18 protein-coding genes and 1 pseudogene are annotated in these 24063 nt (G+C 54.4%); 6 read left to right on the top strand and 13 right to left on the bottom strand.

Annotation, left to right across the window (positions count from 1 at the left end; all coding sequences use genetic code 11):
* Nucleotides 1-27: 27 nt before the first annotated feature.
* From I5192_RS04285 to I5192_RS04265, 5 genes are all read right to left on the bottom strand, one after another.
* Nucleotides 28-4446, bottom strand: a complete 4419-nt coding sequence (locus I5192_RS04285; protein ID WP_223117840.1) for a WD40 repeat domain-containing serine/threonine protein kinase — start codon at nucleotides 4444-4446, stop codon at nucleotides 28-30.
* A gap of 15 nt (nucleotides 4447-4461) precedes the next feature.
* Nucleotides 4462-4926 carry a hypothetical protein gene (locus tag I5192_RS04280; protein ID WP_170396227.1) on the bottom strand — a complete coding sequence of 155 codons (465 nt, stop codon included), beginning with the start codon at nucleotides 4924-4926 and terminating at the stop codon, nucleotides 4462-4464.
* A gap of 113 nt (nucleotides 4927-5039) precedes the next feature.
* Complete coding sequence (locus I5192_RS04275; RefSeq protein WP_170646452.1) at nucleotides 5040-5930, bottom strand: adenylate/guanylate cyclase domain-containing protein; 891 nt, start codon at nucleotides 5928-5930, stop codon at nucleotides 5040-5042.
* A 38-nt stretch (nucleotides 5931-5968) separates the two neighbouring features.
* Nucleotides 5969-6682, bottom strand: coding sequence for a response regulator (locus I5192_RS04270; RefSeq protein WP_170396223.1), 714 nt, complete (start codon nucleotides 6680-6682; stop codon nucleotides 5969-5971).
* Nucleotides 6675-8906 carry an ATP-binding protein gene (locus tag I5192_RS04265; RefSeq protein WP_255612044.1) on the bottom strand — a complete coding sequence of 744 codons (2232 nt, stop codon included), beginning with the start codon at nucleotides 8904-8906 and terminating at the stop codon, nucleotides 6675-6677. Before I5192_RS04265 ends, I5192_RS04270 begins: the two co-directional genes overlap by 8 nt.
* A gap of 287 nt (nucleotides 8907-9193) precedes the next feature.
* Here I5192_RS04265 and I5192_RS04260 point away from each other — a divergent pair, with 287 nt between their 5' ends.
* From I5192_RS04260 to I5192_RS04245, 4 genes are all read left to right on the top strand, one after another.
* Entirely contained in the window at nucleotides 9194-10006 is an 813-nt protein-coding gene (locus I5192_RS04260; RefSeq protein WP_255612043.1) for an alpha/beta fold hydrolase, read from the top strand.
* A gap of 64 nt (nucleotides 10007-10070) precedes the next feature.
* The gene (locus I5192_RS04255; protein ID WP_223117838.1) at nucleotides 10071-10901 is read left to right on the top strand and encodes a class I SAM-dependent methyltransferase; all 831 of its coding nucleotides are present in this window, start codon (nucleotides 10071-10073) and stop codon (nucleotides 10899-10901) included.
* Nucleotides 10902-11018: 117 nt separating this feature from the next.
* Nucleotides 11019-11378: a group 1 truncated hemoglobin gene (locus tag I5192_RS04250; protein WP_170396214.1), complete on the top strand. Its 360-nt coding sequence runs from the start codon at nucleotides 11019-11021 to the stop codon at nucleotides 11376-11378.
* A gap of 3 nt (nucleotides 11379-11381) precedes the next feature.
* Complete coding sequence (locus I5192_RS04245) at nucleotides 11382-12404, top strand: adenylate/guanylate cyclase domain-containing protein (RefSeq protein ID WP_223117837.1); 1023 nt, start codon at nucleotides 11382-11384, stop codon at nucleotides 12402-12404.
* A gap of 129 nt (nucleotides 12405-12533) precedes the next feature.
* Here I5192_RS04245 and I5192_RS22450 read toward each other — a convergent pair.
* The 5 genes and pseudogenes from I5192_RS22450 to xylF all read right to left on the bottom strand — a co-directional run.
* A pseudogene (locus I5192_RS22450) lies at nucleotides 12534-12878 on the bottom strand (DDE-type integrase/transposase/recombinase); the annotation flags it as partial.
* Between the two features lie 92 nt (nucleotides 12879-12970).
* Nucleotides 12971-14278 carry a xylose isomerase gene (gene xylA / locus I5192_RS04240; protein WP_223117836.1) on the bottom strand — a complete coding sequence of 436 codons (1308 nt, stop codon included), beginning with the start codon at nucleotides 14276-14278 and terminating at the stop codon, nucleotides 12971-12973.
* A gap of 9 nt (nucleotides 14279-14287) precedes the next feature.
* Nucleotides 14288-15091: an ATP-binding cassette domain-containing protein gene (locus tag I5192_RS04235; protein WP_170379765.1), complete on the bottom strand. Its 804-nt coding sequence runs from the start codon at nucleotides 15089-15091 to the stop codon at nucleotides 14288-14290.
* Entirely contained in the window at nucleotides 15091-16389 is a 1299-nt protein-coding gene (locus tag I5192_RS04230; protein ID WP_170396208.1) for a sugar ABC transporter permease, read from the bottom strand. Before I5192_RS04230 ends, I5192_RS04235 begins: the two co-directional genes overlap by 1 nt.
* 60 nt (nucleotides 16390-16449) lie before the next feature.
* Nucleotides 16450-17469 (bottom strand): D-xylose ABC transporter substrate-binding protein, encoded by a 1020-nt coding sequence (gene xylF / locus I5192_RS04225; protein ID WP_155150139.1) that lies wholly within the window; start codon nucleotides 17467-17469, stop codon nucleotides 16450-16452.
* A 151-nt stretch (nucleotides 17470-17620) separates the two neighbouring features.
* On the opposite strand from xylF, the gene I5192_RS04220 reads away from it, so the two are divergent.
* Entirely contained in the window at nucleotides 17621-18838 is a 1218-nt protein-coding gene (locus tag I5192_RS04220) for an ROK family transcriptional regulator (protein ID WP_170396206.1), read from the top strand.
* Nucleotides 18828-20339 carry a CRTAC1 family protein gene (locus I5192_RS04215; RefSeq protein ID WP_223117835.1) on the top strand — a complete coding sequence of 504 codons (1512 nt, stop codon included), beginning with the start codon at nucleotides 18828-18830 and terminating at the stop codon, nucleotides 20337-20339. Before I5192_RS04220 ends, I5192_RS04215 begins: the two co-directional genes overlap by 11 nt.
* On the opposite strand, the gene I5192_RS04210 is transcribed toward I5192_RS04215, so the two are convergent.
* The 3 genes from I5192_RS04210 to xylB are packed head-to-tail and all read right to left on the bottom strand — an operon-like array spanning nucleotide 20340 to nucleotide 24045.
* Nucleotides 20340-21641, bottom strand: coding sequence for a cytochrome-c peroxidase (locus I5192_RS04210; RefSeq protein WP_223117834.1), 1302 nt, complete (start codon nucleotides 21639-21641; stop codon nucleotides 20340-20342).
* A complete protein-coding gene (locus I5192_RS04205; protein WP_223117833.1) occupies nucleotides 21638-22591 on the bottom strand; it encodes an aldose epimerase family protein in 954 nt (317 codons plus the stop codon). Before I5192_RS04205 ends, I5192_RS04210 begins: the two co-directional genes overlap by 4 nt.
* On the bottom strand, nucleotides 22588-24045 hold the full coding sequence (gene xylB, locus I5192_RS04200) for a xylulokinase (protein WP_223117832.1): 1458 nt from the start codon (nucleotides 24043-24045) through the stop codon (nucleotides 22588-22590). Before xylB ends, I5192_RS04205 begins: the two co-directional genes overlap by 4 nt.
* Between the last annotated feature and the right edge of the window lie 18 nt (nucleotides 24046-24063).

The raw sequence follows: 24063 nt of genomic DNA, 5'->3' as shown, positions 1-24063 counted from the left end.
CAGTGCTTTTCAATACTCGCCATGTGATCAATTCGCGAAGGCATCACAGGTCGTTGTTGGCTCATCGCTTCCCAAATACTGAACCCTGCGCCCTTCATCAAAGGTTGGACTGCCCAACGCACATGCGATCTCTAAGCTCAACCTGTCCCAAACCCGAACATCACCGGCTTCGCTGGTTGTCGCAAAAGAATGTCCGTCAGGTGCAAGCGCGATACGCCAGGTCGGGCCTGCATGAATCTTTTCGACAGGCATGAGCCGACGGTGCGTCGCGGTATCCCACCAATGCAGTTCCCCAGATCGGTCGATTGCCACCAAGGTTGCCTCATCCGCCAAAAAGGCAACATCTGTCGCCCCACCCTTATGGCCACCATAAGCGGCAAGCTCTTCGCCGGTTTCAACATCCCACACCTTGACCACCTCATCGCTGGAAGCAGTTGCAGCCTGTGTGCCATCACGACTGAAAGCAACACTCCAAAGCGTGTTGTCATCAGCTTCAATCACTCTGATCAACTGACCGTCGCCAATCGACCAAATATAGACCTTACCATCCACCGAGGCCGCTGCCAGCATGCCGCCATCTTCAGAGACGGCGACACGATTTGCCTGAATGTCAGCTGGCGCAAAGCTCTTGACCAAATCAGCCTCTGAGATATCGATTTGCAGCACTCCATCTCCTGTCGCCACAAAGACCTCGGGACCTGACCCCGGCATGATCGACCAGACGGGAGCCTGCCCCAGATCGAGTTGATTTTTCAGCCGCATGGCAGCCATGTCCCAGATTTTCAAGCCGCCTTCGCGATCACCAGTCACCATGGTTTTGCCATCCAGCGAGAAAGAGATCGCCCACACCTGGCTTTCATGCCCCTTCAGCTGCATGGGTTTCATGGAAGCCCCCATCTTCCAGACCCAGATATTCCCCTCACTGTCACCGATGGCTATAGACTTTGCATCCGGCGTATAAGCGATGCCCAGCGCCTTTGCCCCGTTCTGCAAAACAAGCGTGTCTTTGCCGCCGGGGTCGATCCCAATCCGCCAGAGACGTACCTGCTGATCCCGGCCCAAAGTCGCCAGCAACGGGGCATTTTGGGCGACTTCAAGGTCCACAACCCTCTGACTGTGCGCTTGCACCACGTCGCCAACACTTTCCATGTTTGAATTTTCCAATCGCAGCGTTCCGTCTGCCCCTGCCCCTACCAGCAGATTGTCCGGCGCGGTAAATGCTGCTGCTACGATATCGGTACTATCTGAAAAACGATCAACAATTGGAGAACCATCCGGAAAACCAATCGTCGTGACCTTCCCGTTCGTATGGGATACCGCGAATGTTCTCCCGTCGCGGCTGAAGGACAGGTGATCGGGGTCAGGCCCCAGCGGACCGCCCGGTATCGGCGGAAATGCAGGCGTAGCCTTTGCGTCGACCCAGCCGAATATGCCACCATCGACATTTCCGGCTACAAGTCCTTCTGAAACGGGCGAAAACGCGACCTTTTTGAAGCCCAGCGGCATTTTCGCCAATGGCTCCCCAATTTGCATTCCATTGGAAACGTTCCAGAGGCGAACGGTCCCGTCACCGGTCGCCGACGCGATACGCATGCCGGTGGAATCAAAGGCCACGCCAAATGCGACGTCATTGCCAGAGAACAGTGTCGTGATCGGGCCGTATCTGGCCGAACCAACATTCCAAAGGCGGACATCCCCATCCGTTGCCGCTGAAACCAGCAACTCTCCATCGGGAGAGAATGCAACATCCCTTATCCCGCCGGAATGCCCCACCAGTTCAGCAATAACCGCTCCGCCGGATTCAGCCCTATGAACCACGATGCGCCCATCACGCAATCCAACCGCAACACGCGTACCGGATGCATCAATAGCCATCGTCTGCGCGTCACCAACCGTAAACGGGCTGCCCAGTGGGACAAGCCCACCCTCACCCAGATTTTGCCGAGCCATCAGCATCGCCGCCCTCGCTTCTGATGTCGAACCAGCAGTTTCGGCTCGGACAATCGCTTCGGCGCTGAGTGACAGGGCTAGCAAGGGATCTGTATCCGATAACCCGTTCGCCGCAGCGCCTAGCGCCCTTGCGAACCTTTCATTGGCTTCAGCTGTTGCGGCAACGGCCATCTGTCTGTTGCTTTCGGCAAGGTTGGACGCGCGGATAGCCAAGAAAGACGAAACCGTTGCGCCAATGGCCAGCAAGGCAAGGGCAGCAACGGCAACTTGATTGATACGTCGACGCCGACGCCGGCGCATTTTGGATGCAGCCTGCGCTTGGTCACGCGCATCTCGTGCAGCGCCCAGAAATTCCCGCTCTAACGCACCGAGGATATTCTGGTTCTTCACCGACCATTCTTCAGCCGACAACAACCTTGTGCCGCGATAAAGTAAATCGGGCTCGCGATTTTCAACATCCCACTCTGCAGCGTCATGCTGAATACGCTGACGCATGCGCAGATCATCGCGGCTTTCTTCGATCCATGAATTAAGTCGCGGCCATGTACGCAGCAGCGCCTCATGCGCAATCTGAACATTTTTGTCATCCAGCGTCAGCAACCGCGCATCTGTCAAAGCTTCAACGACCCGCCGCGTTGTGTCCGGGTCCGAGTCGCGCTCGATCTCATCGATCGGCAACAACCGCCGTGTGTCCGGTGTCCCCTCGCCGGGCGTAACCAGACGCAAGAATAGCCGCCGGGTTGCTTCTTGCTGAACTTTGTCAAAAACGTCTGTAAAAAGTGTCTCTGCTGTCTGGCTGATTGCCCCTGTGACACCACCGGACTGACGGTAGCCGTCCAGAGACATGACCGCACCTTTACGTCGGCTCCATGTTTCATACAGAGAATGCGCCACCAGCGGGAGCGAACCCGCTTCGCGCCCGGCCTCATCAACGATCGCATCAATAAGGGACCTGTCCATGTGCAAACCAGCTGCATGTGCCGGTTCGCTGATTGCGCGGCGCAGCTCGGGCCGTGTCATCGGCCCGACCAAAAACTGGTTTTCCGAGATTCGATCCGCAAGCCACGGTATCTCTGCACAGGATGCATAAAAGTCCGCACGGATTGTCAGCACGATACGAACACGGCTATCTGCGGGGTCTGTCATAGCTGACAAAGCTTCGATGAACTTGCTTCTGCGTTCCTGTTTGACCAGCGTGAACAATTCTTCGAACTGATCAATGCAGATCAACAACTCTCCTTCATTCGCGGTGGCCAAACGGCGCGCCGCACTCGGATAGGCGATGAAGTCGTTGAGCGAGACCTGAGCCGTAAGGTGAGAATTGTCGCCGATGAGTTGAAAGTACAAATCGGTCATTGGATCGCGCCCGGGGGTAAAAACACAAACGCGCCAGTTTTCGCTACCGGATATCGCGTTGGCAGCGATCGCTGGCAGCAGCCCTGCTCGCAGAACGGATGATTTACCACTGCCGGATGAGCCACCCAGAACCAATATCCGGCTCTGTTGAAGCCGGGTCACAAGTTCCTCAACAAGATCCTCGCGTCCAAAAAAATAGTCGGAATCCTCTGGCTGGAACGCGGCGAGCCCTTTGTAGGGGCATTCCACCCTACTTTCCGATATCTGCGTCACCGCTTCGGATGCGGCCTCTCGCCGGTCACGATCCAACGCAGCATTCATTGCACTGCGCCAGGACACCATATCCAAAAAACGCGCCTGCGGGTCCATTGCCATCCCGTGCTCAATACAATCACGCCACATTTCTGGCAGGCTGGAAAGATACTCGGTAACGCGATGGAATGGCGGCGGCGCCTTTCCCGTCAGGACATGCCACATCAGCGCGCTGGCCGAATAGATGTCGGTCATCGGCGTCACGGGTTGCCCGTGCTCAGCTTGTTCTGGCGCTTGATAGAGCGGTGTCCCAGCCATCATGGTCGCGCCGGTCACACCGATCGCTAAATCCTTCGCAATACCGAGATCCGCCAGAAAAACCCTCTCGTCTAGGCCGACCAAAGCATCAGAAACCGTCGTGCTGTTATCGTCTTTGGACCGCTTCACTCGTTGCAGAAGGACATTTGCGGGTTTGACGTCCCGATGCACGACATTCGCGTCGTGAACCGCAGACAAGCCATCTGCCATTGCATCAATCAGTATTTCCACGCCTTCGCGTTTGGCCAAAGCAGCGGGGCTTAGACGCTTTAGTCGGTCGGCCAATGTGCCGCGATCCGCGTAGTCCATGACAAAATAGGGCCGCCCGTCCTCCAAACGCCCCACGTCATGCACGGAGACAACGCGCGGAGATCGAATGCGCCGCAACAGACGGGCTTCTTCGAGAAAATGGGTGATGACTTTGTCATTGGTCGCAAGGTTGGCGTGCAGAATCTTGAGGGTTACCGGAACCTCCAACTCGTCATCCCGCGCAAGGACAACCGCCGCGAACCCACCGCTCGCGATTTCACGGTCAACAGCGTAGCGGCCGATGAACGCGGGAAAAGTCATGATATTCTTGGCGCTTCAGAGATGCTCTTGCACATCCACGCAATGATACTTGGTCGCATCCAATATGTTGTGGTCCCTATCGGCAGCAGTAACGCACAGTGTCGTCCCTCCCTCTCGCGCCGATGTCGAGGCCGCCTCCTTCGTCACATAGCTTGGGTAATCATCGTGCCGATGCCACCTGCCCTGAACGGCATTGAATTCGCTTTGGGCATTTCTGCCGACTTGCTCAACGGAATAGCTTTCGCCCCACCATGTATGGAAATGGTTCTTCGATACGTCCGGAGTGAAATTCGCGTCATAGTTTACAAGCAGTTCGTCGCCCTCTTTGGCGACCGATACGATCTGCACCTCACACCCATCCACAGGGCAGGCATTGGGCATCGCTGACTGGGCAGTTGCATCAGCACCAAACAAGAGTGTAGCTGCACCCAGGATCAGAGCGCCCTGACGAAGCTGGTTTCCTGAAGTATTCAATGACATCATTCCCTCCCAATCTTGGTTGAAATACGCAATTGGTGCCGATTCTAGCACAATCGCGAGTTTCTTTCTGAGACTTTCACCACAGAAGCCAGAATTCAGGCGTGCCACGTCGTTTATCGGCGGACGACCTCAAACTCTAATGGGCGCGCATCAGAGTGCAAAATTGATAGTGCAGGCGATATCAGCCCGCTATCGGCCAGCATTATGTTCTCGCGCTTAAGCTGGATTTCACGCGCATTCTCGAATTGTACGTAAGTTCCCGACGAACTGCGATCCGCCAGCATCAGCTTCCCGCCTTTCATGCTGAGTACCGCATGCAGTCGCGAAACCCACGGCTCAGGCAGGATGACATCGCATTGACTGGATCTGCCGATCGTTAGCTCCCCGCCTTCCCGACACCGCCAGGTATGATCGTCGTGATAAAGAATGAGCGCAAAGCTTTCATTCTGGTGCATGCCCTCAGATCCGCTGGCCGTCTGCGTCGGCAGATGCATCACGGTGCTTAACCCGTCCGTTGAGGCCACGATTGAATAGGCTTTGACCGGGTCACTCACACCTTTCAGGCGAAGCGATCCGATTGGGGTGAGCATCTGGAGACTCTCGGGGCTTAGATCCTTGGCGACGCTTTCGCTGACACAAGCTTCACCCGGATTGGCCGCGGCCGCCAAACGTGCGGTCAGATTTACTGTTTCGCCAAATATCCCATTATCGCCAATAACAACGGGACCTTGATGAACACCCGCGTGGACCGACAGTAATGTTCCGGGCGGTTTCTGAATCATCTCTACAACCGCGTTTACGGCGGCCTCGGGTTCCTTGAAATAGGACAAGACGTCATCGCCTTTCTGCCCCACAGGAACTCCGCCAAACCCAAGTAGAACCTCACGCAATCGATCGATTTCAAACTGAATCAACTGCTGCGCCTGATCGTCCCCCATTTCTTCGTAGAACGGAGTGCTGTCAGAAATGTCAGCAATTATGGTCGTGACGAGCTTGGTTTCCACGGTGCTACTCGCAATGTGCTTGTCCGGAACGGCAAACCCTATTTGGGATCATAAACATAACCTATACCCCGCACGGTTCTGATGATTTCCGGCTTTTCCGGGTTGGTTTCAAGCTTCCGGCGCAGTCTGGATATTCTGATATCAATGCTGCGGTCGAACGGATCCCAGGACCGGTCATGCGCTTGTTCTAGCAACTGATCACGGTTCAAAACACGCCCTTTGTTTTCAGCAAACACCTTGAGCAGACTATACTCCATCGCCGTTAGCGGGACCTCGGATCCATCCGGCGCAAGAAGTTTGGCTGCCTCTTTATCCAGCGTGTAGTCCCCAAAAAGGGCCAAATTGCCTTCGGAGGCATCTGCAGGCAGACTTTCGTTGATGGCCCCTCGGCGCAATAGGGCCTTGATCCGCGCTTCCAGTTCCCGAAGATCAACCGGCTTTCCAAGATAGTCATCTGCCCCCATCTCAAGCCCGATGATCCGGTCCACTACATCGCCTGCTGCAGTCAACATGATCACGGGCGTCGTGTTTTCAGGACGAAGCGATCTGAGGATCGAAAGACCGTCTTCCTTTGGCATATTGATATCCATGATCATGACATCAACAGCACGAGAGGAGATGACAGACCGGAGCTCTTCTCCGCCAGCGGCTGCAGAAACCTCGTACCCGCGTTTGCTCAGATATTCCTGAAGCATCTCGCGCACGTCGATCTCGTCATCGCAAACCAGGATATGGGTTTTCTGGTCATTCATCCGTTTGATCCTTCTGATCGGCGAGCAGCTTTCCGACAAGTATTCTCAGTTCCGAAGGCGAGACGGGTTTTTCCAGATAGGGCAGACCGGATTCCTTCAGCAGTCCCAATGAGCTTTCACCCATGGTGTCCCCGGTGATGTATGCTGTCCGGGTCAGCATTTTCGGAAAACGCGCCACCAGCGCCTCATAAATCTTGCGTCCGTCAACACCGGGCATGTTCATATCACTTAGGAATACATCGTAGTTGGCGGACTGCAGTTGCCTGAGCGCCTCTTCCCCTGAGGTAACGAAATCAACGTGAAAGCCATCCTTCCGCAGTATCTCGGCATTGATCTCACCCACTTCGACCTCATCATCCACGACCAATGCACGGTGCTTGGCAAAATTCGCGGCGGGTTCGGGTTTTTCTTCAGCCACATCATTTTGCATCTTTGCGACGGGCAGAGTTATCCGGAAGCAGGTGCCGGACACTGCGGCCTGATCAAGCCTGATCTGACCGCCATGGGACAGAATGATCCGGTGACAGAAAGCAAGCCCGATCCCGGTGCCGTCACCCACCTCCTTTGTGGTGAAGAACGGCTCGAAGATACGTGCGCGTATGGCTTTAGGGATACCGGGGCCATTGTCCTGAACCGTGATCTCAACCATTCCGGTGTCAGGCTTGACCTCGGCAGACAGCATGATCTGGTCGCCGATGCCGGATGCGGTCATGGCCTGCTCGGCATTGATGATAAGATTCAAGACGACTTGCGTAAGCTGGTCCGCATCCCCGGCAACTGCGGGCAGGTCTTCTGGCACACTTTGCTCAATGCGAATTTCGCCTGATGAGCTACCGTACCCGGCGACATCCGCAGCTGTTTCGATCATGCTGGGAACATCAACCTGCTCGATCTTGCTGGGCTGCTGACGCGCCATCGCCAGAAAGGTCTTTACAATCTTCGCGCAGCGTTCTGCAGCATTGCCGATTTTTTCAATCCTGACACCGAGGTCGGGGTCGGAAATTTCTTCCTTCAGCATCAACGAATGACCCACAACAACCGACAATGGATTGTTAAGCTCATGCGCCACACCCGCGAGTAGTTCGCCAAGCGCAGACATCTTTTCGTTCTGGAACAGCAGCTCTCGTTGCTTTTCAAGCTCAGCCTCAATGGCCAATTCATCGGTCAGATCGCGGGTATTGGAAACGATTACTTCTTCACCATTGAACTCGATCAGCCGTGAAGAATCCGCCCCCCAGAACTTTCGTCCGCTTGCATCGACGAACTCCATACGCCGATCCTTAAGCGCCCCCGCTTGCCGGAGGTCTTTCAGGTACCGTTGGCGCTCATTCGGATCCGCATAGTAGGATTTCGAACTTTCTGCATCACCAAACAGCGCCTTTATTTCGGGCGTAGCAAACAGCACCTCGCCGGTGTCGGCATGCGTCATGTTGATGGCTGCTGGATAAGCCTCCATGACCTGACGGATCAAGGCATCAGCCTCTTTCTGGACGGTTAGATCGATCACGCTGGTCACGATGACTTCTTCGCCTTTGTAATCGATCAATTGAGACGAAATTGACGCAGGGAAGGTTTTGCCAGCCGCATTAATCAAGTCGAGCTTGTAGTCATCGACACGACCATCGGCCAGAAGCTGGGTTACAAAATCCGCGCGCTCTTCCGGCTTTTGATAATGCTGTTTTGCAGATTTGGAAGGTCCGAACATCTGCAGCGCAGCAGGCGTGCGATACAGTATCTGACCATCACCAATCCGCGCCATAGTTACGATTGCCGAACTGGCATCCAGCACCTTTCGGATCAATAGATCGCCGTCGCGCTCTTCGACCTCGGCTTGTTTGCGTTCGGTGATATCCTCACGCGTGACGACAAATCCGCCGAACTTGGTGGGATGAACAGAAACCAGATAGGTACGCCCATCCGTTTCCATCAGCTCAAAGTCTTGGATGAACTCGACCCCATTAGCCAACCGGTCCGAAACCCACTGCTGTTCATTGCCGATGGCCTCGGCGTAAATTCCCCGGCGCGCCGTCTCACGCATCAGGATTTCCCAATCCAGTCCGGGTTGCAGCAGGTCGGCAACCCCCTTGTTCATCTCGGCATATCGTTGATTGAACAGGACAAGGCGGCGATCATCATCATAGAGGGCGAACCCTTCTTTGAGAGATTCGATCGCATCACGAAGAAGGTCCCGCGCCTTCTCGATTTCTTCAAATTCGTTCGCCATGCCCATCGTCATCCTGAATTTTTAGGATACCATTGTTTCAATGCCATTTCAAAATCAGCATCGCGTGTTTCAATTGTTTCAATAGGTGCCAACTCAGCCAAGTACAGGCCGATAAACCTGTTTGTTTTTGAGCCAGATAGCAAGTTGTGTGACCTGCTTCACAGAGCAACAACTGAAACACTTGGCACCGCTTCCAGACATCACAATGAAACATAGAAAGGTCAGTTATTGCCCATCTTAAGTGCGATTGGGTAAGAACGATGACTATTTCCTTTAGAACTACTGAAATGATTAACGCACCTATTTTTGCGTTGCATTCTTCGGCGTCCAATAGTGGGCAATGGAACCAACTGGCGGCGGATCTGGAAGGTCGCTTTAGTGTTCACGCTGTTGATCTTCCCGGGTACGGTCGTAGCCCGTTGACTGGAGATAACTCTCAAAACGGTGCGGCGTTTTCTGCCATACCGGTAATCCGCGAAATCGAAGCGCTGGGACGCCCCGTTCATCTTGTTGGACATTCCAACGGCGGAGGTATTGCCATCAAGATCGCGTTGATGCGTCCTGATCTTGTCAAAAGCCTGACGGTATATGAGCCTGCAGCCTTTCATTTTCTGAAGGCTGGCAATGAGGTCAGCAAGAAACTGTTCGGGCAAATCCAGCTTCTCGCGGGTGTGGTGAGCGCCGCAGCAGCGGATGGCGATGCCGCTGCTGGTATGCATCACTTTTTGGATTTCTGGAACGAGAAGGGGTTTTGGAACTCGCTGCCCGCGCAGGCCCGGGATCGGTTCATTGGGATGATCCCATCAGTCATGTCTGATTTTGCAAATGGTTTTGCTGAAACCTGGCAACTGAAGGACCTGTCCAAGCTTGAAATACCGACGTTGGTAATGACTGGTTTGGAGTCACCTGAGATTGCGCAGCACGTCTCGGTTGAGATCGCGAAGGCTTTGCCCAATGCGCGGATCGCGTTGCTGCCCGAGCTGGGCCATATGGCGCCGGTCTTCCTGCCCGAATGGATCAACTCAAGGATTTTCGAACACGTGGCCAATGTGGAGCGGCCCGTTGAAACTGTCAGCTGGCCAGAACGTCAAGCTGCCTGACCGGGGCCGCATTTAGCAATGCGGCCTTCATCAAACCACTGCCACATCAAAAAGGAGCAATATCATGGGTATTCAAACATCGATCAATGCAGCCACAGACTTTGCGGCCATCAAAGCAAAGCAAAACGTCGCCTGGGGCTCCGGCGACTACAGCAAAGTGGGTGTCACCCTTCAAATTACGGGTGAAGAACTGGCTGAAACCATGGATATGATGCCTGGTTCCAAGGTACTGGATGTTGCCGCCGGGAATGGTAATGCCACCCTGGCCTTCGCCCGGCGCTTTTGTGATGTTACATCGACCGACTATGTAGAAGCCCTGCTGGACGCCAGCAGCCAGCGCGCCAAAGCGGAAGGTCTGTTCGTGACCTACAAGGTTGCCGACGCCGAAAACCTGCCTTTCGATGATCAATCCTGCGACGCTGTGGTTTCGACGTTCGGCGTGATGTTCACACCGAACCAACAACAATCAGCAGCAGAGCTGCAACGGGTCGTCAAAAGCGGCGGCAAGATTGGTCTGGCCAACTGGACGCCGGACAGCTTCATCGGCCTTCTGTTCAAAACGATCGGTAAACATGTTCCTCCGCCTGCTGGCGTAAGCTCTCCGGCTTTGTGGGGCAGCCGGGACTGGATCGAAGAAGCCTTCGGATCGTACAGCACCATCGTTTCATTCCGACGCAAGAACTTCATGTTCCGCTACCGTTCAGCCGAACACTTCCTAGAGTATTTTCGGACGTTCTATGGCCCGATGCAAAAGGCCTTCGATGCACTGGACGCATCGGGACAAGAGGCGCTGCAGCGCGATATCATGGCGCTGATCGAGAAGTTCGATATCTCAGGCAATGACACACTTTGCATCTCATCCGAGTACGCTGAAATTGTCATGCAGCGCGGCTGAGATCGTGAATCACTGGCTCATCGTTCTTTGACCCAACCGTCAAAGAACGATGAAGATCACCCGGTGTAGTCGATCCACCATTTTCTTGGTATTAGTTTGTTTAAGGGGGATTTTGTTATGGCCGAGCGCACACTTTATGAAAAATACGGTGGGTTTTCACAGATCAGCAAGATCGTGTTCTCGTTCTATGACATCCTGCTGGACAACGACGAGGTTGGCCCCTTCTTCGACAACGTGGATATGAGCCGCATGGTCGACCATCAGACCAAGTTCATAGCATCGCTCCTTGGTGGTCCGGCCTCCTACACCGACAATCAACTGCGCCAGTTACACTCTCATCTCGAAATTACCGATGACCATTTCGACGAATTGGAGGTCGTGCTCCGTGACGCTTTGCAAAGACACGGCGTGGATGCCGAGGACATCGATATCGTTGTCGCGGAATTCAGTAAACGTCGTCCCTTGATTGTTGGATAAATCATGACCATCGAAGCCATCAATGAACAGCTCCTTCGCGCGATTGGTGTGGGCGTTGCCCTACTGGACCGTCAATCGCTGAAGTTTGGGTTCCGCAATGATACGTTTGACGAGTGGTTCAGTGCCGATGGCCCTTCAGACCAATTGCAGCAGCTCTTTCCTGATCTGGATATCGACACAGTGCAAACAAGCCTGTCCGGCACCGGGCGACATACATCAGAAATCACCTTCAAAAAGAAACGCCGCACACTAGTGATCGCACTCGATTTCACGGTCGCGCACGACGATGTGCTGGTTCTGGTATGTCAGAACATCACCCGTATCAAAGAGCTGGAGTCCATGATCGACTCCTATTCGATAATGGTGGAACGGAACACGCGCGAGTTGAAGCGGGAAAAGGAGCAGGTTGAAAAACTGCTGCTAAATCTGATGCCCCGGTCGGTCTACGAAGAGTACAAGACTTTCGGCGTGGTTACGCCACAACTCTATGATCCCGTCTCCGTCCTGATGCTCGATTTCGTTGGGTTCACGGATATGGTCGCCTCGCAGGACCCAAGCGTCACCGTCACTGAACTGAACGATATTTACAGCGCGTTTGATCGCATTGGTGAGCAATTCGGTTGCGAACGGATCAAGACGATCGGAGACGCATATATCACCGTTGCTGGTCTGCCCGATCCGACTCCGGATCACGCCAAGGCAATCGCAAACACAGCCATTCGTTTCGTACGCTATTTGACCCGCCGAAACCTGAGCCATCCGCATCAGTGGCGGTGCAGAATTGGACTGGCCACGGGATCGGTAGTCGGGTCGGTCGTTGGCATCCAGAAGTATGTGTACGATATCTTTGGTCCGGCTGTGAATCTGGCCTCCAGACTTCAGGAATTCTCTGACCCGATGCAGATTTCAGTCCAGGACGAAGTCGCGCAGGTCCTCAAAGATCAGTTTGACCTTGAGAATGTCGGCGCGCGAACAATCCGTGGGTTTGGAGAGCAAGACATCTGGCGCTTGTCCGACGATAGCTAAGCGTCAATGCCCGCTGTAATCCTTTGTTCGCACTAAATGGTGACTGATCACTGCAGCGAATACAGTAGGCTGTTTACCCAGTCCCAAAACCACTGATCTTGATCCCGAAATAAGCGGCTACTCGTTTGGGCGTTTGGTGACAACGGATTCCAGCACCTCGCCTTCGTGATCAACAACCCGCCAGAGGCAATGTCTCTTGCCATTCACCTCCACAAAATCTCGTCGGCGTGCCACTTCCATATCGAGAGTGCGCGCAGTTGTTGCATCCGCATTCTTCGGATATCAGAGGCAAACATCGGACCGAACCTGTCCCAACAGTAGCAGTCGGTTTCTTGACTCAGGTCGATGCCTCGCTCGTGCAACAGATCTACGGCATTCCGAAGCGAGAGCGGGAATCGGATGTACAGCATCTCGGTCAAGCGGATGATCTCAGAACCGGTTGTTATAGTATTTGAAAGATGCAGGTCTGGTCATGGGCAAAAAGCTACGCAACACCCCTACCCCGCCCAAGCAAAGCTCTTCTGACAAGATTCTTTTGACAGTTCCCCGATTGCAGTTTTCCTTGGTCACACAAACCTGTTCACATAATTCTCCAGAATCTCCTGACGCCCAGATTGTGGTTTCGGGTTGGTATTTTCCTGCAGAACCCGGGCAGAAATCTCTTCCAGACTGCTACCCAACATAGAAACTGCTTCCGGCGTGTTCCAACCGGAATACCGTTCCGTCAGCGCGTCCTCCAAGCCACCGTCTTCAATCATAGCAGCCGCAGCTTTCAAGCCTCGTGCACAAATGTCCATTCCACCGACATGGGCTGCAACAAGATCTTTTGCATCAAGCGACTGCCGACGAATTTTGGCGTCAAAATTTGTGCCCCCAGTTGTAAAGCCACCAGCTTTCAGGATGTAGTAATATGCCAAAGCAACCTCTGGCGTGTTATTCGGGAACTGGTCCGTATCCCATCCGGATTGGTAATCGTTTCGGTTCATGTCGATCGAGCCAAGCATCCCTTCGGCAGCGGCGACCGCAATTTCATGCTCGAAACTGTGTCCGGCCAGGATCGCATGCCCCTGCTCGAGGTTCAACTTGACCTCGTCCTCCAACCCGTACTTCCTGAGAAACCCAATACAAGTCGCGGCGTCGTAGTCGTATTGGTGTTTGGACGGCTCCTGAGGCTTGGGCTCAACGAGAATAGTTCCTTTGAACCCAATCTTGTGTTTGTATTCAACGACCATGTTCAAGAAACGGCCCATGTGGTCCAACTCGGTTTTCAAATCCGTGTTCAACAGGGTTTCATAGCCTTCTCGGCCACCCCATAGAACGTAGTTTTCTCCGCCGAGCTTGTGGGTCGCATCCATGCAGGATTTCACTGTCGCAGCTGCAAACGCAAAAACGTCGGGATCAGGATTGGTACTGGCACCAGACATCCAGCGACGATGGCTGAACATATTGGCCGTGCCCCAAAGCAGCTTGGTACCAGACACCTGCATCTTTTCACCGATATAATCGGTGATATCTTCCAATGTGCGCAGGTTATCGGCAAAATTTCCCTGTTCGGGCCGGATGTCAGCGTCGTGCCAGCAAAAGAATGGCTGCCCCAAAAGCTCAAACAATTCGAATGCAATATCTGCCTTCTGACGGGCCCGGCCCATATCGTCCTGAGGATACCATGGGCGTTCGAACGTAGGTCCACCAAAGGGGTCTCCGCCCTCCCACGCGAATGAATGCCACCAGGCCACAGCAAACCGCAGATGGTCCTCCATACGCTTGCCCATGATGATTTCATTCGGGTCGTAGTGACGAAAGGCCAACGAGTTCTTGCTATCCACGCCTTCAAACTGGACCTTCTCGATCCCTTCAAAAAATCCACTTGGCATTTCTGCCCCCTACTCTGCTTTTTGTGCTGGCTGCTTGCCGAGAATGATCATCGACAATAGATCGTCATCAGTTACATCTGCGATATCGACCGTCCCAACCAGTTTTCCGTTCTTCATGACCGATGCGCGGTCGCACAGTTCCATGACGGCATGCACGTCGTGATCGATCAGAAATATCCCGATGCCTTGCGCCTTTAGCTGGTGGATCAGATCCGCCACCATCTGAGTTTCATGTGGCCCAAGCGCTGCTGTGGGTTCATCCATGATCAGGATACGGGCGTTGAAATAGACCGCGCGAGCGATGGCCACCGATTGCCTTTGACCGCCGGATAACGCGGAAACGGGATCATTGAACTTTTGAAAGTTCGGATTGAGCTGCGCCATGATCTTTCGGCACTCGGCCTCCATGGCTGCGTCGTTGACCAAACCAAAAGGCGTCGTCATCTCGCGCCCCAGGAACAAGTTTGATGTCGCGTCCAGATTGTCGGCCAAGGCGAGCGTCTGATATATCGTTTCGATATTGTTCGCCCGGGCGTCACGAGGATTGCCAATCTCGACCGGCTTGCCATCGATCAGAATCTCGCCGTGGTCCATCTGATACGCGCCGGACAATACCTTGATCAACGTGGACTTTCCGGCCCCGTTGTGGCCAAGCAGGCCAACGACTTCACCCGGATAGAGATCGACCGACACATGGTCGACGGCCTTGATCCCACCGAAGGAAATCGAGATGTCGCGCATCTCGACCAATGGCGGCGCGCCTGAACCGCGCCCAGTGCCAGAAGGTTTTTTCTGCGTATCCTGAGCTTGCATCACTTTGCCCCCAGTCGCTTGCGGTAAACGATGTCGATATAGACGGCCAACACGAGGACGCTGCCGACGACGATGTTCTGAAACGGCGCGTCAACGCCAACCATTGCCATGCCCGATTGCAGCGCCTGCATTATCAATGCACCCAGGATCGCGCCATAGATGGTGCCGATGCCGCCCGACAATGCGGTTCCTCCGATCACTGCAGCTGCTATGACCCGAAGTTCGTCGAGCGTACCAATGTCGTTCGAATGGTTTGCCAAGCGGGCCGAGGCGACCACCGCGGACACCGCGCACAAGAAACCCATCAAAGCAAAGATTTTCACGGTCAGCAGCCGAGTGTTGATACCCGAAAGCTCTGCCGCATCCGGGTTGCCGCCAGTGGCAAAGATGTACCGACCAAACCGGGTTTTTCGCGCCACAATTGTCAGCGTGACAGCCACGATGATTAGGATGAGTACAGAAATCGGTATGCCGTATCCTACAACTAGCCCCTCTGGCATTGTCTCTCCGCGTGCTTCGAACATACGTTGCAGTCGGCGCGTCGGTATGGCGTAGCTGTTTACGATGTATACGTACCCAAGGATGGCGATTGCGATTATCCCGGCCAGAGTGGCTTCGGCCCAGACAGGTTTGACGGGGAATCCATGTGCCGCCTTTGCGCGACGACTGCTCCACAAAGCCCAGATCGCGATTGCGGTAGCAAACAAGCCGAACAGCCAGCTTGTCGTCGTTCCCAATGTCCCGTTGGTCCCGCCAAACATCAGGAATGTACTATCCAAAGGACCAATCGTCTGACCGCTGGTCAAATACCACGCCACATTTCTCCAAACCAGAAATCCACCAAGCGTGACGATGAAGGCTGGTATCGTCAGGTATCCGACCATCCAGCCATGAAACGCACCAATCAGCGTGCCGACAAACAGCCCGACAACAATGGTGATCGCCCAGGTTGCTGGATTGTTCAAACCCATCCCAAGGACTTGTGGCAAAAGCTCGGTTTGCGTCATCGCCATCACGGCAGAGGTTGTTGCCAGCAGTGCACCAACCGACAAGTCGATGTGCCGTGTGACGATAATAAATACCATCCCGCATGCCATAATGGCGACCGAAACCGTTTGGATGGACAGGTTGAACAGGTTACGAGGGGTCAGGAAGCGCCCATCTGTGAAGATGTTGAACCCGATGCACAGGATGACAAACGCGCCGATCATTCCCAAAAGCCGCATATCCAGTTCCAGTTGCTGGAACAGGCTGGGTTTCGCTTTTTCAGGTACCGGCTGAGACGAAGTTTCGGTCATTTCCGATCTTTCAAATTCAGCAATAGTCCCCGGCCCAGACGGGGCCAGGGACTTTGAAGTTTAGTTGCAGGGAGCAGGTCCGTTTTCAACGCCCTGACACAGATCTTCCAATGGGATCCATCCAGCGTCCACAACAACGGATAGGTTGTCCTTGGTGATCGGAACGGGCGCGAGGAAGACCGAGTTCATCTCGGTGCCACCAGGGGATGTCCAGCTCACTGCGCCTTCGACGTCAGCAGGGCTTGTCCCTCCGCTCAGTGCGACTGCGATTTCGCCAGCGGCCTTTCCGAGTTCACGAGCGTCCTTCCATACCGAAACGGTTTGAGTGCCCAGCGCAACGCGGTTCAACGCTGCGTGGTCGCCATCCTGACCTGACACCGGAATGCCTTCCATACCCTGTGCTGTTAGGGCCGCAACAACACCGCCTGCAGTACCGTCATTCGACGCAACGACTGCATCCACGTTGTTCTCGTTCGCGGTCAGGATTTGTTCCATGTTCCGCTGCGCGTTCGCGGGCAACCAACCATCCGTGTAGGCTTCACCAACAATTACAATGTCACCGCTGTCGACGGCTGCTCCGATGATCTCTTGCTGACCACCCCGCAGGAAATCTGCGTTCGGATCAGTAGGAGAGCCTTTGATCATCACGTAGTTGCCCTTGGGCATGGCCTCAAAGACAGCCCGAGCCTGCATTCTGCCGACTTCCACGTTGTCGAAGGTCAAATAAAATGCTCGGTCGTCCTCGATCAGACGGTCATAGGCAATCACAGGAATACCTTCGTCCGCCGCGGCCTGAACCGCGGGACCAATGGCCTGCGCGTCCTGCGCAAGGATGATAAGCGCGTCCACACCCTGGGCGATCAGGCTTTCGATGTCCGATAGCTGCTTTGCGGAGGACGATTGCGCGTCTGCCGAAATGTACTCGGCACCGCCTGCTTCAAGTGCCGACTTGATGGCCGCTTCGTCTGTTTTCCAACGCTCCTCCTGAAAGTTCGACCAGCTCACGCCGACCACTGGCTCTGCGAATGCGGTCGAAGCCAACAAGGTGGCCACAGCCGAAAAGCTGAGAATTCTCTTCATGATTTCCTCCCATTTGCCGAGCCATCGCATTTCGATTCGCGGCTCTCACAATTTTGAATACCATATTTATTTCAGCCGGTAAAATATTTAGTCTGTTAGGACAGGCGAAATCCAAATAGATTGAGGTAAGAACCAGATTCGTGAGGCCAAGATGCTGAAAAGCAAAGCTTCTCAAAATGCCGCGGACCAGCGGAACATTACGCGCCTGCGGGTGTTGGAACATATTCGGACAAGAGGCTCGATCTCCAGGATAGATATCGCCAGCGCTTTGCAGACCAGCCCTGCGACGGTTACTGCAGCCACAGCCGACCTCATATCTGCGGGGCTGATCAAAGAGATCGAATCCGAACCGCAATCCAAATCCGCCAAAAGGGGTCGGCCCAGAGTTTTACTTCAGCTGGATGGCCGCTCTTACCTTGTTGCGGGCCTCAAAGTGGCGCGCCACATGATCTCGGTCATCCTTGTAGATTTCAAAGGCAACGAGGTCACGTCATACAAACATCCGTTGGACGACGTCCGGATGACGCCAGGCGCATTAGTGGCAACTATTCGCAAGGCCTTGGATGAGGCCTGCGCTCAGATCAACGAGACCCTCGACACCTTATCAGGAGTGTCAATTGGGGTTGCCGGTCTCGTGGACGCAGAAAGGAACTTTGTACACTGGTCCTCTTCACTTACCGATAGAAACGTCGATTTTAGCCAATTTCTGGAAACAGAGCTGCCCTGCCCCGCCTTTATAGAAAACGACGCCAACCTGGTAGCAAAGGCGGAACAACTCTTTGGGTTAGGCAAGGGTTTTAAGAACTTTCTTGTCGTCACGATCGAACACGGCGTTGGGCTTGGAATTGTCCTGGACGGTAAGCTATATCGCGGGGAAAGAGGCTGCGGAGCGGAATTTGGCCACACAAAAGTCCAACTGGACGGCGCGCTTTGCCAGTGCGGCCAGCGGGGTTGCCTTGAGGCCTATGTCGGGGACTATGCACTGATCCGGGAAGCAACCGTCGCCGATCAACGCATTGGAACGGAAACCATTAAAGAGATCCACGAAAATGCTCGATCCGGAGACGAAAGGGCGAAATCCGTTCTGGCCCGCGCGGGCCAGATGTTTGGTCTGGGAATATCCAATCTGATCAATCTGTTTGATCCCGAACGCATTATTTTGTCCGGAGCTCAGATGGACTTAGAACACCTGAATTCGGACGAGGTGATGACCCGAATTCGCAGTGGCGTCGTGAATGTCGATACCCCCTTGCCGGAAATCACAGCCCATCACTGGGGCGACCTTATGTGGGCCAAGGGAGCTGCGGCGTACGGGATTGAGCAGGTCTCGATCCTCAAGGTAAAGGAGCTGTCGACAAATGCGCCCTGAGCTTTGTATCCTATTCGCTTTTGCATCTGCGGCCAGCGCAGAAACTCAAGCTCCGCAGTTCCAAAAGATTGACATCGGCGCTCATATTTATGACGGCGGCTGGGAGCACTTTGTTGGCGGCGGGGTCGCCGTTTTCGATTGTGACGGTGATGGGTTGCCTGAACTCTTTGCAGCGGGTGGCACCAACACATCCAAACTGTTTAGAAACACATCGCACGAAAGCGTTTCATTTCGTGCTGATACCCCCGAGCTGCTTTCCATGGTCGACGTAACTGGGGCTTACCCGCTGGATGTCGACAGTGATGGCGTTATGGATCTGGCTGTTTTGCGCGTCGGCCCCGATCTGCTTATAAAAGGTGAGCCTGATTGCAAGTTCCGCCCCTTCAGCTCCCTTGGCTTCCGATCAGAGGATCATTGGACAACCGGGTTCTCTGCCACCTGGGAAGCTAATCAGACTCTGCCAACATTGGCCTTCGGAACTTATGTTGATCGTCACAATCCCGACGGCCCGTTTGAGACTTGCGGACCCACGGTCCTATACCGGCCCAGTGGCGGCAGTTACCAGCCACCGGAACATCTCGAACCAGGCTATTGCGCGCTGTCCATTCTCTTTTCTGACTGGTCCCGCACCGGGCAAGCGGATCTGCGGGTCAGTAACGATCGCCATTACTATGTACGTGGCGGCCACGAGCAATTGTGGGCAATGGAAAAAACTCCACGCCCCTATTCGAAAGAAGACGGATGGTTGGCATATTCGATCTGGGGCATGGGCATCGCTTCACGAGATCTAACAGGCGATGGCTTCCCCGAAGTTTACCTGACTTCTATGGGTGACCAAAAATTTCAAGTTTTTGACCCCGAAGCTGGCGGCCCAACCTGGCGAGACGCCACTTACAGCAAAGGCACAACCGCTCACAGGCCACATATTGGAGACGACGGTCGCCCATCAACTGGATGGCATGCGCAATTTGGCGACGTTAACAACGACGGTCTAGACGATATCTTTGTCGCCAAGGGAAATGTCGAGCAGATGCCAGATGCAGCATTGAATGACCCCAACAACCTACTGTTACAACTGGAGAATGGTCAATTTCAAGAAGCTTCAGTCGAGGCTGGCGTTGCCTCTATGGCCAAGTCGCGCGGCGCGGCTTTGGCTGACTTCAACAATGACGGCTGGCTTGATCTGGTGGTGATTAACCGGGGCTCGGAACTTGAGGTCTATCAAAACCAGCCCCACACCGGGAATTGGGTGATGCTGGACATTTCCCAAGATAAACCAAACCGCTTCGCGGTCGGCGGCTTTATCGAGGCCAGGACCGAGTCAGGTGTGGTAACCCGGGAAATCACAATCGGTGGAGGGCACACCAGCGGTATCGCAGGGCTTCATCATTTTGGACTGGGGGATGCGAAGGCAATCGAAGTTCGGGTTATTTGGCCTGATGGCGAAGAAGGAGGATGGCAGGAAATCCAATCAAATCAGATCATTCAAATTGAGCGATGATCATTGGTCAACCGGCAGTCCACTTGGAACCTGATCTGGAACACCAAGACGTTCCGCGGGATCTTCCAGACTGGCCAGAAAGCTCAGTAGCGCGCTGATCTCCTGATCCGTCAGAGTTAGCCTTGACAGGTCGCTGCTTCGGGCAATCGCATCCAAATTCTCTGGGTTCGACAATGGAAGCTGATCCTTTGCACCCGGAAAGTCAGGGAGCACAGCCATTTCCAAGGAGTACGAACGCAGGGAATCCTCTGGGTCGAGATGATGGCGCACGATATCTTCAAGCTGCGCATAGGCACCGTTATGCCCGTACGGGGCCGTCAGCGTTACATTGCGTAACGAGGGCGTGCGAAACGCAAACGCATCCTCTGCGTCACCAGTTACGCGTAGGCGCCCATCATCCCGGACATGGCTTTCGAACCGCGCCGCTTTTCCGGGTCCTATCTGCGGCATCGCTATGGAGTGAAATTTGTGGTCTGTTTGGAACCAGCCCGAATGACAGATGCTGCACCCTGCTTTCCCGTAGAACAACTGCATGCCGCGCTGAGCATCTTCCGGCAACTCAGATTCCCCCCGCATCGCAAGGTCAAACGGGCTATTGACAGCGCGCCATTCGAAGGCAATGAAATCAGCTATTACATTCGCAATAGCGGAAAAGGTGATCGTATCTCCTGGTGCAACCTGAGAAAAACGCTGTTCGTATTCCGGGATGGCCGCGACGCGAGCCGCTATCAAATCCCACGCCCCGCCTTCCTGAGTAAGCAACCCGAGGCGTACAGCCTGGCTGACGTCATTCTCGGAATAGTGGCCTGCCATCTCATCAGGAGACAGCACCGGAAACATTGCCTGAGCTGCCAGAGCGGATTTGAAACCTGACCTCATATGAGTGCCCAGCGGCGTCCTGATACCGTTCGCGCGTGTCGGATCAGTTTCAAGGCGCCCATCATGAAAGAAGACTGTGAACTCGGTTGCGCCAAGATTCCAAAGACCCGGCGAATTGCGCGGGATCCGTTGCTCCGGCGGGTTTTTCGCATCGAATTTCCGCTTTGCCCCCAGACCCGCACCACCTTCACCGATCCCAAGCGAGAGCCCATCGGACGTGCCGAGTTTGGGGTGATGACAAGTCGCACAGCTGATATTCCTGTTCCCGGACAAGATCGGGTCGTAGAAAAGCAGTCGCCCAAGTTGGACCTCTTTCACGCCAGGTTCAACAAATTCTGGGATTGGCCCAAGGTTCTGAGCCGCTGCCACCGTAATGGACGCAATTACCACGCTAAAAGCAACAATCGGTGTAACAAGCTTCATGTCACACCCTCTGAAATCTGCAGAATCAATGTCTGCTCGTAAGGGGCTTCAGGAGCGCATATGATCGACGGGAACTCGGGGATGTTGGGCGCGTTGGGATAACCCGATGGCTCGATGCACACGCCAGCGCTCTTGTAAAAGGGTTCCGTGAGGTGAGCCCCGGAGTAAATTTGCACCCCTGCCTGGTCTGACCATACAGATAGCTTCAAACCCGTGGGTGTAGTAAGGTCGGCGACCGGAAGCCCCTTCTCTCGTGCGCTGTTGAAAACGAAGTAGTTGTCCAAATCCGTCAAAACGGCACTGATCGCTTTCGGCGCGGAAAAATCCATACCACTATCTCTTGCGTCCACAATCTTGCCCGAGGGAATACCCTGATTGTCAACTTCAAGATAACGGTTTGAAGTCAGCCGCAGACAATGTTCTGAAATGCCCGTTACGCAACCCAGGCTATAGTAATTATGTTGCGCTATACTTACGGGTGTCGGCCGATCCGGCTGCGCTGAAATCGAATAAACCAGACGCGGATAGTCCAGCCTTACTCGCACTTCAAATCTGACGGTTCCCGGATAACCGCTGGCACCCTCCGGGGAAGTGAGGCGCAATACGGCCTCGTTTGCTGTCATCTGCTCAAGAGCCCAATTCTGATGCGATAGGCCTGCCCGCCCACCGTGCAAGGAATTTCGACCCTCGTTTGCGTCCAGTTCATACCGAACATTTTCCATGTCAAAACGCGCTGCTCCAATCCGGTTGGCGACACGCCCAACGATTGCGCCCAGATAATTATTATCGGTGGCGTAGTCCCGCGGGTTCTCGTATCCAAGGATCATTGGCATCCCCTTGTACCACCAACCTTGAGTTGTCGCCCCGTAGCTGAGTAGCGACACGCGCATGTCGCCATCATTCAGGACGGCTCGTTCGATTTGAGGAGGTATGTCCCGCCTTTTGTTCATCGTTTCGCAAAAGGTGCTAAGGCCGAATAATATTGCCGGTAACGTTGGTATTCATTTTCGAATGCATCGATCAGATCCCCACGAGGCTCGATCACCGTGTCGATTTTGGGCGACATCATCACAGAGTCCGGGTTTGCGCCATTGACGGCGCACATTGCCAGGCGGGCGGCGCCGATGGCGGCACCAAATTCACTGCCCCGGGGCAAGGCAAGGGGCGTATTGAGCACGGTGGCCAGGTTTTTCAACCAATACCGAGATCGCGCACCGCCGCCAACGGCCAAAAGGCTGGTTGGCTTTGTTCCGGTACTCTTGAGGGCCTCCAAACAGTCCCGCATTGCAAAGGCGACGCCTTCCATGACAGCCCGCGTCAAATCAGTGGTCTCCGAGGAAATATCCACACCCAGGAACGCACCACGGATTGCACTGTCATTGTGAGGCGTCCGCTCACCTGAAAGATAAGGCAGAAACGTGATCTCTGATGGGCCATCCAGATCGGCAGGCAGCGAGGCGATCATGTCCCCAACGGACTGGCCCAGATTGCGGGAAAGCCAGTTCAAACTGTTTGTCGCAGAAAGGATAACACCCATCTGAATCCACCTGTCAGGGACAGAATGACAAAAAGAATGTATCGCCGTTTCTGGCGCTGGAGCATAGATGTCTCTGGACACCAGCAACACACCTGAGGTTCCGAGGGACAAGAAGCCAGCTCCATCGCTTGTACTGCCTATCCCACAGGCGGCAGCGGCATTGTCCCCTGCTCCCCCTGCAATCACGACCGGTCCAGACACTCCCCACTCTTGCTCCAACTCGGACCGCAGCTCCCCGCCCGGATCACTGCCTTCGACCAGTCGAGGCATTTGTTCGATGTTCATGTGACTCTGTTCCAGTGCGGTTTCCGACCATCGCCGCGCACCAACGTCCAGCCATGAAGTTCCGGCACTGTCAGACATATCGCTGACGTAGTCTCCGGTCAGCCAGAGCCGCAGGTAGTCTTTCGGTAGCAGGACCTTGGCAGTTTTAGCAAACAGGTCAGGCTCATTTGCGCGGACCCATTCCAACTTGGGGGCCGTGAACCCCGGAAAAACGATATTGCCTGAACTCGAACGCATACCCGGCAGTTGATCAAGAATTTCTGCCTCTTTAGATGCCCGCGTGTCGTTCCACAGAATGCACGGTCGCAACACGTTACCATTGGCATCCAAAAGAGTCGCACCGTGCATGTGCCCGCTCAAACCAATGCCGCGCAGCGCAGAAAACGCGTTTCCGTGTGCAGCCCGAAGCTGACTGACGACTTCTTTGCAAGCTTCCACCCAATCCAAAGGGGACTGTTCGGACCATCCGGGTTTTGAGGAAGACGTAAGGATAATGGACTCAGCGCTACCTGCGACGGAACCTGCGTCGTCGACAAGAATCCCTCTAAGGCCAGATGTTCCCAAGTCCAATCCAAGATACATCTTTGAACCCACCTATCT

It is taken from the genome of Ruegeria sp. SCSIO 43209, assembly GCF_019904295.1.
Taxonomy (GTDB): Bacteria; Pseudomonadota; Alphaproteobacteria; order Rhodobacterales; family Rhodobacteraceae; genus Ruegeria.
Note: the sequence above shows the minus strand (reverse complement) of the source record. Positions and strands in the feature narration are given on the sequence as shown.

Bases quoted from the DNA above. Each gene is read 5' to 3' on its own strand.
- I5192_RS04265 (WP_255612044.1), bottom strand. From the start codon at position 8,906: ATGGCGAACGAATTTGAAGAAATCGAGAAGGCGCGGGACCTTCTTCGT.
- I5192_RS04205 (WP_223117833.1), bottom strand. From the start codon at position 22,591: ATGAACAAAAGGCGGGACATACCTCCTCAAATCGAACGAGCCGTCCTG.
- I5192_RS04210 (WP_223117834.1), bottom strand. From the start codon at position 21,641: ATGAAGCTTGTTACACCGATTGTTGCTTTTAGCGTGGTAATTGCGTCC.
- I5192_RS04235 (WP_170379765.1), bottom strand. From the start codon at position 15,091: ATGCAAGCTCAGGATACGCAGAAAAAACCTTCTGGCACTGGGCGCGGT.
- I5192_RS04220 (WP_170396206.1), top strand. From the start codon at position 17,621: ATGCTGAAAAGCAAAGCTTCTCAAAATGCCGCGGACCAGCGGAACATT.
- I5192_RS04250 (WP_170396214.1), top strand. From the start codon at position 11,019: ATGGCCGAGCGCACACTTTATGAAAAATACGGTGGGTTTTCACAGATC.
- I5192_RS04260 (WP_255612043.1), top strand. From the start codon at position 9,194: ATGATTAACGCACCTATTTTTGCGTTGCATTCTTCGGCGTCCAATAGT.
- xylA (WP_223117836.1), bottom strand. From the start codon at position 14,278: ATGCCAAGTGGATTTTTTGAAGGGATCGAGAAGGTCCAGTTTGAAGGC.
- I5192_RS04280 (WP_170396227.1), bottom strand. From the start codon at position 4,926: ATGTCATTGAATACTTCAGGAAACCAGCTTCGTCAGGGCGCTCTGATC.
- I5192_RS04285 (WP_223117840.1), bottom strand. From the start codon at position 4,446: ATGACTTTTCCCGCGTTCATCGGCCGCTACGCTGTTGACCGTGAAATC.
- I5192_RS04245 (WP_223117837.1), top strand. From the start codon at position 11,382: ATGACCATCGAAGCCATCAATGAACAGCTCCTTCGCGCGATTGGTGTG.
- I5192_RS04270 (WP_170396223.1), bottom strand. From the start codon at position 6,682: ATGAATGACCAGAAAACCCATATCCTGGTTTGCGATGACGAGATCGAC.
- I5192_RS04215 (WP_223117835.1), top strand. From the start codon at position 18,828: ATGCGCCCTGAGCTTTGTATCCTATTCGCTTTTGCATCTGCGGCCAGC.
- xylF (WP_155150139.1), bottom strand. From the start codon at position 17,469: ATGAAGAGAATTCTCAGCTTTTCGGCTGTGGCCACCTTGTTGGCTTCG.
- xylB (WP_223117832.1), bottom strand. From the start codon at position 24,045: ATGTATCTTGGATTGGACTTGGGAACATCTGGCCTTAGAGGGATTCTT.
- I5192_RS04230 (WP_170396208.1), bottom strand. From the start codon at position 16,389: ATGACCGAAACTTCGTCTCAGCCGGTACCTGAAAAAGCGAAACCCAGC.
- I5192_RS04255 (WP_223117838.1), top strand. From the start codon at position 10,071: ATGGGTATTCAAACATCGATCAATGCAGCCACAGACTTTGCGGCCATC.